This window comes from uncultured Campylobacter sp., from assembly GCF_938045205.1.
Classification (GTDB): Bacteria; Campylobacterota; Campylobacteria; order Campylobacterales; family Campylobacteraceae; genus Campylobacter_B.
Window position 1 is genome coordinate 1 of record NZ_CALIMY010000034.1, and the last position, 14,060, is coordinate 14,060.

Sequence of the window (14,060 nt, forward strand, 5' to 3'; positions counted from 1 at the left end):
CGGCAAGCTCGAAGCCGAGGGCGAGTTTGAGCGTGGCAGGCTCGTGCGCACCAAAAAATACGACGAAAGCGGCAAGCTAATCAGCGACAAATCCGATAAAAACGGGCTAGCAAGGGAGTAAAGCGGGCTAAATTTTAAAACTTCGCGTCCAAAAAAGCATATTCAAAAAGAAAATCCACGCTTTGCCGAGAGTTTTTAAAAACCCTTTAAATTTGCTTTTTAGATAAAAAAGTTGTATAATCGCAACCTCTTAAAATCATCAAAAAGGATCAAAAATGAAAAAAGATATACATCCGAACTTTGTCGAAACGACCGTTACCTGCGCTTGCGGAAACACTTTTAAAACGCGCTCGAACAAGCCAGAGATCCGCGTCGATATCTGCTCCAATTGCCATCCGTTTTTCACGGGCAGCGAGAAGATCGTAGATAGCGCGGGCCGCGTCGAGAAATTTAAGCAAAAATACGGAATGAAATAGTTGCTATATCTCATTCCTACGCCGATAGGAAATCTAAGCGATATCTCGAGCCGCGCGCTTGAGGTATTGCAAAGCTGCGAAATCCTAATCTGCGAGGATACGAGGGTTTCAAAAAAACTTCTAAACTTATTATCCGATAAATTTCAAATTTCATTTAAAATTTCACAGTTTTACTCGCTGCACACGCACAACGAAGCGGAATTTTTCGCAAGCTTTGATGCAGCGCTTCTGCGCGAAAAAGTTTGCGCATACGTAAGCGACGCCGGCATGCCCTGCATCAGCGATCCGGGAATTGCGCTCGTTAAATTTGCGCAGCGAAGCGACGTGCCTTACGAGGTGCTTAGCGGCGCAAACGCTCTGCTACTCGCAGCCGCCGCAAGCGGGCTAGTGGAGAAAGAATTTAGCTTTTTAGGCTTTTTGAATAATGACGGCGCGCAGCGCAAAGCTCAGATTCTAAATTTAATGCAAAGCCCCTATCCGTGCGTGCTATATGAATCCCCAAAGCGCGTGGTAAAACTGATAGAACAGATCGCTGGGATCGACACGCAGCGCAAAATTTTTGCGATCAAAGAAGCTACGAAAAAATTTGAAACCAAATTTTTCGGTAGCGCCGCAGAGGTTCTATCCAGCCTAAACGGCGCAAATTTAAACGGCGAGTGGTGCGTCGTGATTGACGGTGCAGGCGAGAAAAGCTTTGAAAAAATCACGCAGGAAGATATTTTGTCGCTTGAGATCGCGCCGAAAATAAAAGCGAAACTGCTCTCAAAAATAAACGGCGAACCCGCCAAAGAAATATATAAAAATTTGATACGCTAAGTCATATTTTAACCGTTTTTTGCTAAAATCTCAAAATGATTATTTACGGCAAGCAGCTGTTTTTGCACCTTTTAAATCGGCATCCGCAGAAATTTATCCGCATCATCCTTGCAAAGGAGTGCGAGAAAGAAATTTTTAAAAAGATCGCCGCGACCGGCGTAAAAATCGAGCGCGCCGATGCGAAAAAAGCTCAAGCCCTCGCTCGCGGCGGCAACCATCAAGGCTTCTTGGCCGAGGTGGAGGATTTTAGCTTCGGCGATCTGGCTAGCGTCAAAGACGATAAATTCGTGCCGATCTTTTATGGGCTTACCGACGTCGGAAACATCGGCGCGATAATGCGCAGCGCCTATGCTTTGGGCGCGGACAGCGTGATCGTCGTCGCAAATAATCTAAATATGGCGGGCGTAGTGCGCGCAAGCTCGGGCGCGGCGTATGAGCTAAACGTCGTTAAGGCCGCAGACGGGCTTAGCGTGCTAAACGAGCTTAAACAAAGCGGCTTTGAAATTTACGCCGCGAGTGCGGGCGGGACGAACTTTAAGGAGTTAAAGCTCGGCGCGAAAAACGCACTCGTAATGGGGAACGAAGAAGAGGGGATACCTGCTAGAGCGCTTAAAAAATGCGACTGCGCGGTATCGATAAAGATGCGCGAAGGCTGGGATTCGCTTAATGTAAGCGCGGCATTTGCGATACTATGCGATGGAATTTTAAATGGAAGAAATAGAAGAGAAGTTAAATAATACGGACGAGAAGGCGGAACAAACCGAGAAGCCGGAGCAAACACAGCAGCCAAAAAATAGCGATCTGGATAAATTAAAGTCCATGGATCTGATAGAGATAGCGCGCACGACGCGCATCGACGCGCAAAATTTAGAATACATCATCAATAAAGATTTCGAGAAGCTAGCAAATTTTAACGTGAAGGGCTACATTAAAATTTTAGAGCGCGAGTTCGGGCTGGATCTATCGGACTGGCTTAGCGAGTTTGAGAGCGCCAAAGCGAGCTTTGTGCCCGTTAAAAAAGCTAAAGTCGAGCAGGTCTATGGTCAAAGAGTTAGCCCTAACAAAAGCGGCAGCGGCTGGCTTATGTGGCTGCTTGTGATGGTGTTAATTATAGGTGCGATCTTTTATTTCGGACTTTATAAAAGCTTCGGCGAATTTTTGGGCTCGCTTTTATGGGAACAAAACAAAACCACCTACTCGGACGCTCCAATCGTAAATAACACTCAAAAAAAGCTTGAAAACATCGGTATCGACGTCGTTTCGCACAACGCTACAGATGAAAAATTCGCACTAAAGTCAGATGCCAATGCAGCCGCTGTTGCGGATGAAAATTTAAGCTCGCTAAACGCGCTGGACCGCTCTATTAGAATTGAGCGTGCGAGCATTAAGACTGAGGAAAATTCTACCGACGGAAACGCTACTCAAAGCGCGCCCGCACCCAGCAAAGATATCGTGCTTAGCCCGCGCGGTAAGATGTGGATCGGCATCATCAATCTAAAAAGCGGCAAGAAGCGTGAGATGGTCATAAATACCCCTTACGTCGTCGCTTCGCAAGGAGATGAGGAACTGCTAATCTCTACCGGTCACGGGATGTTTGAGCTCGGCAAAGCCGATGGCAACGTAACTTTCAGCGAAAGAAACACTCAAAAATTCCACGTCAAAGATGGTAATATCACTAAAATTTCAGCAGATGAGTTTCTGCGCCTAAACAAGGGCAAAAAGTAGTAAAATCCTCGCTCTCGCGCGTGGCTCTTCGCTCGTAGGACTGCGCCGCCGCCGAGGATAGAATTTCGGCTCTCTGCGGCGAGTGCGACTTAAAATAAACCCACGAGCGTAAATTTAGAAGGTTTTGAACCGCGCCGCCTTAGATAGAATTTTAAGCGGCGCAGGCAAAATTTAACGGTGCGATAAAATTTCAAACGGTGCGGGCGGCTTGCTGTAGCGCGGCAAATTTAAAGGGCATCGTTCGAGGACGCGGCGTAAAAACGGCAGCTTTAATCGTTATCGTTTTGATCGGACGTAAATTTAAACAGCGCCGCAAAGGGTCGTGATGCTCTAAATTTAAACAATCAATGCCTCCGCGGTTTTAAAATTTTAGCGAGGTAAAAGTTTAAATTGCTCGAGCAATATAAAAAGCGCCGCCGCATCGACGCTAAGGCTTGAAATTTTAGCCTCCGTGCGGCGCGAGCAGATCGCGGCGCTTAAGGCGCGAAATTTTAAATATGGTTTGAAAATTACTTTAAGATAAGAGGTTTGAGATGTTTGACGAAATTCGTTTTTCAAAAATCGAGCGTTTGCCCAATTACGTTTTTGCCGAGGTCAATGCCATAAAAATGGCGGCGCGCAGATCCGGTGAAGATATAATCGATTTTTCAATGGGCAATCCCGACGGCAGGACGCCGCAGCATATAATAGACAAGCTTTGCGAAAGCGCGCAAAAGGACAAGACGCACGGCTACTCCGTAAGTCAGGGCATCTACAAGCTGCGACTTGCCTGCGCGAATTGGTACAAGCGCAAATACGGCGTGATCTTGGACCCAGAAAGTGAGATCGTCGCCGTGATGGGCTCTAAAGAGGGCTTCGTGCATCTAACTAGCGCGATCGTAAATCCGGGCGATGTCGCGGTGGTGCCCGATCCTGCGTATCCGATCCACACCCAAGCCTTCATCATCGCGGGCGGCAACGTCGTTAAAATCCCGCTTGCCTATGATGAAAATTTAAATTTTAACGAGAATAAATTTTTCATCGATCTGCAAAAGACCTTCGACGAGAGCATTCCGCGTCCAAAATACGTCGTCGTAAATTTCCCGCATAACCCTACGACGGTCGTCGTGCAAAAGAGCTTCTACGAGCGGCTTGTGGCGATGGCGCGACAGGAGCGGTTTTATATCATCAGTGACATCGCTTACGCAGAGATCGCTTTTGATGATTACAAAACGCCGTCCATTTTTGAGGTTCAGGGCGCAAAGGACGTCGCAGTCGAGGCGTACACTCTCTCTAAAAGCTACAATATGGCGGGTTGGCGCGTAGGTTTCGTATGCGGCAACAAAAAGCTAGTCGCCGCGCTTAAAAAGATCAAATCGTGGTTTGATTACGGTATGTTTACGCCGATCCAAGTAGCCGCCACGATCGCGCTGGACGGGCCGCAAGAGTGCGTAGAGGAGATCCGCGCGAGCTATGAGAAGCGTAGGAATTTTTTGATAGACGCTTTTGCGGACGCGGGCTGGCAGATCGCTAAACCTAGCGCGTCGATGTTTGCGTGGGCGAAATTGCCGCCGGCTGCGGCTCATCTAAGGAGCATGGAGTTTTCCAAGCAGCTTCTTACCAAGGCGTGCGTCGCCGTAAGCCCGGGCGTTGGCTTTGGCGCAGCGGGAGACGATTACGTGCGGATCGCCTTTATCGAAAACGAAAACAGGATCCGTCAAGCCGCTAGAAATATAAAAAAATATTTGAAAGAGATCTGATGAAAGTAGCTATTTTAGGCGTCGGCACCGTAGGTAGCGAAGTTGCAAACATTTTGATTAAAAATAAAGATATCATCCTTGCGCGCGCGGGCGTTAGCATAGAGCCAGTAATCGGACTCGTGCGCGATACGAGCAAAAAAAGGGGCGTGCAAATTCCGCTTAGCAGCGACGCTGGGAGTATCATCGAGCGCGACGATATTGACGTTTTTATAGAGCTTATGGGCGGGGTAGAAAAGCCATATGAGATCGTAAGTGAAATTTTAAAGCGCAAAAAGGCGGTTGTTACCGCAAATAAGGCGCTTTTGGCTTATCATCGCTACAAACTTCAGGCTTTGGCGGGCGATACGCCTTTTGGCTTTGAAGCGAGCGTAGCGGGCGGAATTCCGATCATAAAAACCCTGCGCGAAGGGCTAAGCGCCAATCGTATCGAAAAGATAATCGGCATCGTAAACGGCACGAGCAACTTCATCCTTACGAATATGATGCAAAAAAATGAGAAATTTGAAGACGCGCTAAAGCGAGCTCAAGAGCTCGGTTACGCCGAAGCCGATCCTAGCTTCGACATTGGCGGGTTTGATGCGGCGCATAAGCTCTTGATCCTAGCTAGCATCGCATACGGCGTGCACGGAGATCCTGAAGATATCCTAATCGAAGGGATCGAGGAGATCACGCAGGAGGATATCTATTTTGCGCGCGAATTTGATTTTATAATCAAGCTGCTTGCGGTAGCTAAGCGCGCGTGCGATAACAAAGTCGAGCTGCGCGTCCATCCTGCGCTCATTTCAAAGGATCAAATGCTCTCAAAAGTCGATGGCGTGATGAATGGCGTGAGCATCTACGGAGACTGCGTCGGCGAGAGTATGTATTATGGCCCGGGCGCGGGCGGTAGCGCTACGGCAAGTGCGGTTATAAGCGATCTCATCGACATTGCGCGCGATAACAAAAATCCGATGCTCGGCTATAAAATTTTGCCGAGCGAAAATTTTATGCAAATTTTGCCGAACGAGCAGATCCGCACGAAATATTATTTCAGGCTGCGCGTGCGCGACGAAAAGGGCGTGCTCGCGAAGCTTACGAACATTATGAGCTTAAACGATCTTTCGATCGATAGCTTTTTGCAAAAGCCGAAGCTCAAAACGGACGAGGAGGTGACGCTGTTTTTCACGACGCATACGTGCTGCGAGAAGAATATCAAGCGCGCAATAAGCGTGATCGGCGGCGAAAATTTCATCACGCAAAAGCCTTTTATGATCAGGATCGAAAGCTAAGTTGAGCTTAAAAGAATATCTTTTCGGCTTTGCCTGCGAGGACCGTGCGGCGGAATTTTTACGCGGCGAAGGGTTTGAAATTTTAAAGCGAAATTTTCGCTGCCGCTTCGGCGAGATCGATATAATCGCGCATAAGGGCGGAATTTTGCACTTTGTAGAAGTAAAGGCCACGAGCGGCGATTACGACGCCGCAGAGCGCGTGACTGGCGCCAAGATGGCTAAAATTTTAAAAGCGGCGGAATTTTATCTGATGAGCTGCGATACGGACGAGCCGTGGCAGATCGACGTAGTGGAAGTTTATCCAAAGCAGATAAAATTTATCGCCAACATATCTTTTTAAATTAGAATTTTTATTATTTATTTAAGATAATGAACTATAATCCGCGGAATTTTAACACAAGGAGAACATTATGGGAAAGTATATAGAGCTTACTTCGGAGAATTTCGACGTTACTAAAGAGGGTGTCGCATTAGTCGATTTTTGGGCGCCTTGGTGCGGGCCGTGCCGTATGATCGCCCCGATCATCGAGGAGCTTGCGAACGATTACGAGGGCAAGGCTAAAATTTGTAAAGTGAATACCGACGAAGCGCAGGATTTGGCGGTGCAGTTCGGCGTCCGCTCGATCCCTACGATTCTATTTTTCAAAGACGGCGAGCTAAAAGCTCAGCTCATCGGCGCGCAATCTAAGCAGATCATAGCCGACAAACTAAACTCGCTTCTGTAAATTTTAAAAGGGCGGCTTTCGCCCTTTTCCCTTCTACTCATCGTTTTATTAATTAAATTCGTAAATTTAACGCCCGCGACTTTACTTAATAAAATAATTAAGGAGAAAAAATGTTAGATTTAGCAATTATCGGCGGCGGTCCTGCGGGGCTAGCGGCGGGGCTTTATGCTACAAGAGGCGGTTTAAAGGACGTCGTGATGTTTGAGATGGGGATGCCCGGCGGGCAGATCACCTCAAGCTCCGAGATGGAAAACTACCCCGGTGTCGCCGCGGTGACCGACGGGATGAGCTTTATGGCGCCTTGGCAGGAGCAGTGCTTCCGCTTTGGCTTAAAGCATGAGATGGTGCGCGTGCTGCGCGTCTCAAAAGACGGCGATGGAAATTTTACGATCTATCTCGAGGGCGATCAAACACGACGCGCGCGTGCCGTTATCGTCGCTACGGGCTCTACTCCGCGCCGCGCGGGGATTGAGGGCGAGGATGAGTTCTTCGGTCGCGGCGTCAGTACCTGCGCGACCTGCGACGGGTTTTTTTACAAGGGCAAAGAGGTTGCCGTCCTCGGCGGCGGCGATACGGCGCTAGAGGAGGCTCTGTATCTAGCTAAAATTTGCTCTAAAGTCTATCTGATCCACCGCCGAGACGAGTTTCGCGCAGCGCCTTCGACAGTGCAAAAGGTGCGCGAAAGTGAGAATATTGAGCTCATTACAAGCGCGCTCGTAGAGCAGATCAAAGGTGATGCAAGCGGCGTAACGGGCGTCGTCGTCAAGGATAAAACCAGCGGCGCCACGCGCGAGCTGCAGCTGCCTGGGATCTTCGTATTCGTGGGGCTTGACGTGCGAAACGAGGTGCTAAAGGGCGATGATGGCAAGTTCATCTGCGACATCACGCCTGGCGGACAGGTCGCGGTAAATTTAAAGATGCAAACAAGCGTGCACGGGCTATTTGCGGCGGGCGATATGAGACAGGATGCGCCTAAACAGGTCGTCTGCGCGGCAGGCGACGGCGCGGTTGCCGCACTTAGCGCGATTGCGTATCTGCAAGGACACGATAAATAAGCTTGTATTCGGCGGAAAATTTCACGGCGCGGCAGGCGAAATTGATTCCGCCGCGCTTTAAATTTAAAACTTCACATAAAATTTTGAATGAAATTTTGATATAAAAAGGCGGCTAAATTTTAAAATTTCATCAAATTTAGCCGCGAGATGAGGCGCTTATTGCCTTTCGTAGAAGCCTGCTATGACATCTTTTGACTTCATTTTATTCACGGGATCTTCTTTGCCATTCGTGATAAGTTTAAATTTATCAGACAGATTTACGCTTTTACCCTCATTTACGATAAAATTTAGCTCGATAGCAAGCTTTGATGATCCGCCTTCTTTATGTCCGAAGCTCGCGTCCAATTGTTCTGCGGTTATTTGCGAGTAATAAATGGCTGCTTTTAAGCACTCCATAATAGAGTCTATGTAGATTTCGGTATTGCTTTCTTTTAGTATCTCCCCTTTTAGTTTGTCGTCGCAATCGACCGACTTCCATTCTTCTTCAAATTCTATTTTGCCTTTGGTTTTAAGCGTTTCTTGGAATTTGGCTTCGTTTAGCTTGCAGTATTCTTTTGCCAGCTTAAACAAGCCTTGCGCGTCGTAAGCCTTGCCCTCATAAAAAGTCATAACTCTTTTTAAAGATGAGTCCAACATCTCTTGTTTATATGATTTAAGTCTCTGCTCTACATCCACGTCGCAGACCATCTTAACCGTCTTTAATCCGCCGTTTTCCTCTTTGCTCCACGTGATATTTTTGCAGATTTTCGAGCCCTCGATCGCCGTGCCAATACTCATCGACTTGAAATCAGGCAAAGTATAGTTTTTCACAAGCCCCACATCGTCATCGCCACATCCTGCAAAAATAAATGCCGCAAGCGCAGCACCTAATGCGTATTTTATACGCGCTCCTTCAAGAAAAGTTAACGAGCAATGCTATCCATCTCTGTTTAATAACGGATAAATTTAGAGCCGAAATTTGATATAAATTCGCGAAGTACGTGGCTAAAAGCGTGAAAGATAAAATTTAAAGATAGAATTTTAAAAGAATTCGGCGAGAGAGGGAGGGAATCGAACCCCCCGGAAAACGGTCAACCGCCCTCCTATCGGATTTGAAGTCCGCAGACGCCACCAGGTCGCCATCCTCTCCAAATGCGGGAATTATAGCGAGATAAAATTTATTTAGCTTTAAAGAGGCTAAATTTTAAGCCCTTTCGGCTCATTATTAGCGACGGCAGGATTATGAGCGCACCCAAAAGAAGCAGGCTCATCACCAGACATATTAACATCCCAAAGTAGATCGTAGGCCAGAAATTACTCATCATCATCACACTAAAGCCCAAAATGATCGCAAACGACGTATAATACATCGCGTATCCGATACTTGCGTGGCTCGCGCGGATTGCCGCGGCCTCGTCGCCCAGGCGCGCAAACTCCCGCTTGTAGCGATAGATATAGTGGATGACGTCGTCAACGCCGATACCGATGCTAATCGCCGCTATCGTGATACTCATGATATCTAGTGGAATGCTCGCAACCCCCATAATGCCGAAGCAGGCGCAAAGCGGAATTAAATTTACGACGATCGCGATAAGTGCGTATGAAAACGAGCGAAAGATGATCACGAAAAGCACGAAAAGCACGAGCACGGTAATACCCAGAGTGCCTATCTGCGAGCTCATCAGGCTTTGAAGCATATTGTTATAAAGCACCATTATGCCGCTGATCTGCACCGTGACGTTATCCTTAGCGAGTAGAGAGTCCAGATCGCGCTTAAGATCGGCTAGGAATTGCGCCCTGCGGAGATTCGGATCGCTATCTATCGTGCGGACGCTAAAGTGCGCCTCGTTCGCTTCGATATTTACAAAAGGTGAAAGCACCATCTCGCGGTAGTTTTCCGGCATTTCAGAGTAGATTAGAGCAAGGCTTAGATCGTCCAGATCGCGCCCCTGATTAATCTGCTTGCCGAGCTTTAAAAGCGATGCGAGCGAGCTTACGTTGCCAATAAACTCGTGTCCCGTGACGTTTTTGTCCTTCAAAAAATCATCTATTTTGCCGATGATACGCATCTTTTCGGAGGTGAACCAATACTGCGGCTTGTTTTCGTTGGCGGCGTATTCGGCTTCGAAATCGCCAAAATCGTCGCTCGCGGTGGAATTATGCTCTAAATTTGCGGCATCGGTTTGATCTGAATTTACGGCTTCGCTTGGTTGTGTTGCCGCAGCGGAACCTTGGGGCATAGAATTTTCTGCAATAGAATTTTGCGCCGCGGTGGTAGAATTCTGAGTAGCGGAATTTTGTGCGATAGAATTTTGCCGAGTAGAATTTGCCGCAAAATTTCGCCCCGAGGGATTGGAATTTTCGCCGTTTTTAGAATTTGCGCTGCCGATTGCGGAATTTTCACTCCCGCTAGCAGAATTTGCGCCGCCTGCGCTTTTAAATTTAACGACGATATCAAGCGGGATAGTTCCGCCCAGATTTGTATCGATGACCTCCATGCCCGCGCGGATATCGGTACTTTTTTTGAAGTAGCCGATGAAGCTGTTTTCGACGCGCAGCTGCGAGATGCCGTATAGTCCAAAGATCACCGCCGCAGCGCAAACGCCGTAAACCGCGCCTCTGCTACGTAGCGCCGTTTCGGCGCACCAAAGCGTAAATTTAAAGTGCTGCTCGAAGCTGCGGTTATTGTGCGTGCGTGGCAGAAGCGACATAACCGCGCCGAATACTCCAAATGCCGTAACTAGCGAGATGCTGATGCCTACGCTCATCATAATTCCCAGAGAAATTACGGGTTTTATATCGCAAAAAATTAGCGACATAAAGCCGATAACGGTCGTAAAGATCGCGAAAAAGCAGGGTCTTGCGCGCTCGCGCAGCACCGCATAAACGAGCTGGCGCTGCGAAAATGCGTGAAAGCGCGCGCTAAACTCGCGGTAGGCGACGATTAGGTGGATACAGACCGAAACCGTGATGATGAGCTGAAGCGCTATGAAATTTGAGCTAATCACCGTAACCTCAAAGCTCAAAAAGCCGAATAATCCCGCTGCGAGCACGACCGAATACGCGCAGATGATAAGCGGCAGCAGGATAAATTTCGCCTGTCTAAAAAAGAGCCAAAAGCACGCTAACAGAAGCACCAAGGCGCCGAGTCCGTAGGTCGTTAGATCCGAGCGGACGTAGCCTACCATATCGTCGGCGATCATATTCAGTCCGCCCAAAAACAGTCTATCGCCCGCAAATTCCTTCTCAAAACCCGCGATCAACGCGCGCAAAGCCACAATGTCGCGGTGATCTTTTTCGCGAAGCTCGTCGCGATAGGATTTGAAATTTTGCTCCGAAGCTTTAAGCGCATCTTTGAGCTGTGAAATTTGAGCTTTGGAACTATTGCCCTCATGCTCCGCTTGCTTTAGAGCGCTTTTGGCTCCGTCTCTTAGGCGCAAAAGCTCCTCGTAGCGGGTCTGCGGTTTTAAATTTATTAAAATTGCGGTAGTGCGAAGATCGGCGCTTACTAAATTTGACGCATAAAAGGGGCTCGTAGAAAGCTCGCGCCTAGCCGCGGTTAAATTTACGTCCGCGTCGGTAAGAGTGGGTATGTGCTTAAGCAGCTCGCTCATACCGCTACCTTTGTTTAGCAAAAGCGGCACATTCGTGATGTCCGTGACGCCGGCGACGAAATCCAGCTTAGAAAAAGCGGCATCCATCTGCGCTATCTTGCGGATCGTCTCGGGCGCTAAAAGATCGCCTGCGGGAGTGTAGGCGACGACTAAGAAATTCGGCGTTTCGTAGCGCTTGGATACTTCGCGCCAAATTTGAAGATCCTCGTCGTTATCAAGCAGTAGCGTCTGGGTCGAAGCGTCGATTTCGAGCTTTGTGGAGTAGTAGCCGAAAAACAGCGCCAGCGCCGTAAACAGCGCGAGCGTGATTTTCGGAAACGCGACGATTAGGCGAAAAATTTTTTTCAAATACCGCTCTTTTGGGCGTGCCGCTATTCGCCGCTATTGATGACGGTGGAATTTAGCCGCTTTATGAGCTCGTCAAAGCCCAAATTTTGCGTTACGTCGCCTAGCTGCGAGCGATAGGTTTGGATTAGGCTAACGCCCACGATATCGACATCGTAGATGCGCCAATCAGAGCCGTTAGGATAAAATTTAAAATCTATGTCGTAGTTTTTCTGCTCGCCGATGACCTGCGTTTTTAGCACGCGGCGCTTATCGCTCGGGCTTTGTTTGCTTAGCACCTTCATATCCTGATCGGTATAAAGCGAAAGTTTTTCGATAAACGAGCGCTTTAGATGCGCTTCAAAGGCCTTATTAAATTCCGCGATCTGCGCGGGGCTAAGGCTAGCGTAATGCTTCGCAAGGGAGAGCTTCGCCATCATCTTATAATCAAAATAGCCGTCGAAAAGCGCAAAGATTTTCGCTGGCTTTGCGTCTTTGGGCGCGCTGCTTCGCATAATGCCTACGGCCTCGGAGACCTTTTGGCTCATCACGGGCTCGATATCCGCATCGCTAATAGCGTGCGCTGAAATCAAAAGCGCTCCGCAAAGCGCTAGAACTTTTAAAATTTTCATTGTTATTCCTTTATTAGTTTCTCGCGATTTTGCTCGTAAGCATCGCGTAAAAATGGATACAGATCCACCGCATCTTTGGTCATTTTTTCATAAAATTCCGGATCGCGCGAGTAGTCATTAAATATTCTAAATCCGTTGACGGAGTTTCGCACCGTGCCATCTTTAATATAATTTATCGGGTTTGAAAAATAATCTCCTACAAGTCCAGCTGTATCGCGTAGATTGCTCTGTCCTAAGATCGGCCAGACGATGTGAGGACCTGCCGGCACGCCCCAATATCCGAGCGTTTGCCCGAAATCCTCGTCGTGGCGCGGAATCCCGTAGTATTTGCCTGCCATATCGTTAAGTCCGCCGAAGCCGACGGTCGAATTGATCAAAAACCGCTTCGTCTCGTCCCAAGAATTTTCAAATTTACCCTGCAGCAGGTTGTTTACGAGCCTCATCGGATATAAAATATTATAGAAAAAATTTGAAAACGCGCCCTGGATCGGATCGGGCATTACATAGTCGTAACCGCTGGCTACGGGGGTTAGTATATATGAGTAAAATACGTCGTTGAAGCTCGTCATAACGCGGTTGTAGCCGCTAAGTGGATCGAAAACCTCGCGCTTGGCGAACTCCTCATCAAAACCATCTGTGTCGCTAGGCGCTACTATTTCTTGCTTTTGCGAGCAACCACAAAGTGCCAATGCCGCGGCTAAGAATAGAATTTTTATAAATTTCAAATGTGACCCTTCTTTATAAATCAAAGTGGCGATTTTACAAGTTTAAAGAAATTTTGTCAATAAGGGTAAAATTTCGTATAGAATTTCCCTCTTTATATCGCAGAATAAAGCCTGTAGCTCTTTAAGAAATATATCAGAGGATATATTATAAAATCACGTGAAAGTAAATAAGAAAGGATGAAAATGGACGCAAAATTTGCTTTGGAATTCCTGCTTGGCAACAAAGCATCGCTTTTAGCCAAGCACATTAAGTTGCTTAAGGCCGTAGATGAGACTAAAAGTATTACAAAGGCCGCAGAGATCGTAGGAGTGTCGTATAAAAACGGCTGGGACGCGCTAAATTTAATCAACAACGCGAGCAAAAAACCCCTCATCGTCCGCACTCAAGGCACAAAGAAAAATAGCGGCTCCGAGCTTACCCCTTACGCTCACAAGCTGATTCGCGCTTATGATGCTATCAGCCACGCAGGTGAGACATTTTTGAGTGAAATTTTAAAGCTTGACGAGATCACCGAAGAGAGTCTTTTAAGCTTAGAGAAGATCGGTATGAAGCTTTCTGCGCGCAATCAGCTAAGTGTTGAGATTACGGATGTTCAAACAGGCGCTGTAAATTCTCAAATCACGGCTAAACTCGCAGGTGGCGAAATTTTATGCGCGACGGTAACCGTAGAGAGCGAAAAAAATTTAGGGCTAAAGGTGGGCAAGGATGTGCTGTTTTTATTTAAGGCTCCAAGCGTCATCATCGCTAAAGGAGCCTCGGAGAAGCTAAAACTTAGTACGGCGAATCAAATCAAGGGCACGATTAGCGAGGTCAAAATCGGCGCGGTAAACGCAGAGATCTGTCTAGGCACAAGCTCGCATCAAAACATCACCGCGATCATCACGCGAGAATCTGCCACCGCGATGGCTCTAGGAGTAGGAGATGAAGTAACGGCGATCATCGAGCCTAGCGAGATCATTATTGGCGCGTAATAGGGTGAAA

General features: G+C 47.7%; 14 protein-coding genes. 10 read left to right on the forward strand and 4 right to left on the reverse strand.

Annotated features, from left to right (window positions below):
* Positions 1-275: 275 nt before the first annotated feature.
* From rpmE to trxB, 9 genes are all read left to right on the forward strand, one after another.
* Positions 276-476 (forward strand): 50S ribosomal protein L31, encoded by a 201-nt coding sequence (gene rpmE / locus Q0198_RS02010; protein WP_177387662.1) that lies wholly within the window; start codon positions 276-278, stop codon positions 474-476.
* Positions 477-1,292: a 16S rRNA (cytidine(1402)-2'-O)-methyltransferase gene (gene rsmI / locus Q0198_RS02015; RefSeq protein WP_297894404.1), complete on the forward strand. Its 816-nt coding sequence runs from the start codon at positions 477-479 to the stop codon at positions 1,290-1,292.
* 35 nt (positions 1,293-1,327) lie between these two features.
* Entirely contained in the window at positions 1,328-2,029 is a 702-nt protein-coding gene (gene rlmB, locus Q0198_RS02020; protein ID WP_297894406.1) for a 23S rRNA (guanosine(2251)-2'-O)-methyltransferase RlmB, read from the forward strand.
* Positions 2,001-3,017, forward strand: a complete 1,017-nt coding sequence (locus Q0198_RS02025; RefSeq protein WP_297894408.1) for a hypothetical protein — start codon at positions 2,001-2,003, stop codon at positions 3,015-3,017. Before rlmB ends, Q0198_RS02025 begins: the two co-directional genes overlap by 29 nt.
* A gap of 533 nt (positions 3,018-3,550) precedes the next feature.
* Complete coding sequence (locus Q0198_RS02030; protein WP_297894410.1) at positions 3,551-4,756, forward strand: LL-diaminopimelate aminotransferase; 1,206 nt, start codon at positions 3,551-3,553, stop codon at positions 4,754-4,756.
* Positions 4,756-6,024: a homoserine dehydrogenase gene (locus Q0198_RS02035; protein WP_297894412.1), complete on the forward strand. Its 1,269-nt coding sequence runs from the start codon at positions 4,756-4,758 to the stop codon at positions 6,022-6,024. Before Q0198_RS02030 ends, Q0198_RS02035 begins: the two co-directional genes overlap by 1 nt.
* A gap of 1 nt (position 6,025) precedes the next feature.
* A complete protein-coding gene (locus tag Q0198_RS02040) occupies positions 6,026-6,364 on the forward strand; it encodes a YraN family protein (protein ID WP_297894413.1) in 339 nt (112 codons plus the stop codon).
* Between the two features lie 70 nt (positions 6,365-6,434).
* Positions 6,435-6,749, forward strand: a complete 315-nt coding sequence (gene trxA / locus Q0198_RS02045) for a thioredoxin (protein WP_295151069.1) — start codon at positions 6,435-6,437, stop codon at positions 6,747-6,749.
* Between the two features lie 110 nt (positions 6,750-6,859).
* On the forward strand, positions 6,860-7,804 hold the full coding sequence (trxB, locus tag Q0198_RS02050; RefSeq protein WP_297894415.1) for a thioredoxin-disulfide reductase: 945 nt from the start codon (positions 6,860-6,862) through the stop codon (positions 7,802-7,804).
* Positions 7,805-7,960: 156 nt separating this feature from the next.
* On the opposite strand, the gene Q0198_RS02055 is transcribed toward trxB, so the two are convergent.
* From Q0198_RS02055 to Q0198_RS02070, 4 genes are all read right to left on the reverse strand, one after another.
* Positions 7,961-8,614 carry a hypothetical protein gene (locus tag Q0198_RS02055; RefSeq protein WP_297894418.1) on the reverse strand — a complete coding sequence of 218 codons (654 nt, stop codon included), beginning with the start codon at positions 8,612-8,614 and terminating at the stop codon, positions 7,961-7,963.
* Between the two features lie 347 nt (positions 8,615-8,961).
* Entirely contained in the window at positions 8,962-11,745 is a 2,784-nt protein-coding gene (locus tag Q0198_RS02060) for an MMPL family transporter (RefSeq protein ID WP_297894420.1), read from the reverse strand.
* Between the two features lie 23 nt (positions 11,746-11,768).
* A complete protein-coding gene (locus Q0198_RS02065; RefSeq protein ID WP_297894422.1) occupies positions 11,769-12,353 on the reverse strand; it encodes an ABC transporter substrate-binding protein in 585 nt (194 codons plus the stop codon).
* Positions 12,354-12,355: 2 nt separating this feature from the next.
* A complete protein-coding gene (locus Q0198_RS02070) occupies positions 12,356-13,078 on the reverse strand; it encodes a VacJ family lipoprotein (RefSeq protein ID WP_297894424.1) in 723 nt (240 codons plus the stop codon).
* Positions 13,079-13,261: 183 nt separating this feature from the next.
* Between Q0198_RS02070 and Q0198_RS02075 the strand changes: the two genes are divergently transcribed.
* Positions 13,262-14,050, forward strand: coding sequence for a TOBE domain-containing protein (locus Q0198_RS02075; protein WP_297894426.1), 789 nt, complete (start codon positions 13,262-13,264; stop codon positions 14,048-14,050).
* The last annotated feature ends 10 nt before the right edge of the window (positions 14,051-14,060 follow it).

Coding starts and splice junctions, on each gene's coding strand:
- Q0198_RS02065 (WP_297894422.1), bottom strand. CDS start 12,353: ATGAAAATTTTAAAAGTTCTAGCGCTTTGCGGAGCGCTTTTGATTTCA.
- trxB (WP_297894415.1), top strand. CDS start 6,860: ATGTTAGATTTAGCAATTATCGGCGGCGGTCCTGCGGGGCTAGCGGCG.
- Q0198_RS02030 (WP_297894410.1), top strand. CDS start 3,551: ATGTTTGACGAAATTCGTTTTTCAAAAATCGAGCGTTTGCCCAATTAC.
- rpmE (WP_177387662.1), top strand. CDS start 276: ATGAAAAAAGATATACATCCGAACTTTGTCGAAACGACCGTTACCTGC.
- Q0198_RS02025 (WP_297894408.1), top strand. CDS start 2,001: ATGGAAGAAATAGAAGAGAAGTTAAATAATACGGACGAGAAGGCGGAA.
- Q0198_RS02035 (WP_297894412.1), top strand. CDS start 4,756: ATGAAAGTAGCTATTTTAGGCGTCGGCACCGTAGGTAGCGAAGTTGCA.
- trxA (WP_295151069.1), top strand. CDS start 6,435: ATGGGAAAGTATATAGAGCTTACTTCGGAGAATTTCGACGTTACTAAA.
- Q0198_RS02075 (WP_297894426.1), top strand. CDS start 13,262: ATGGACGCAAAATTTGCTTTGGAATTCCTGCTTGGCAACAAAGCATCG.
- rlmB (WP_297894406.1), top strand. CDS start 1,328: ATGATTATTTACGGCAAGCAGCTGTTTTTGCACCTTTTAAATCGGCAT.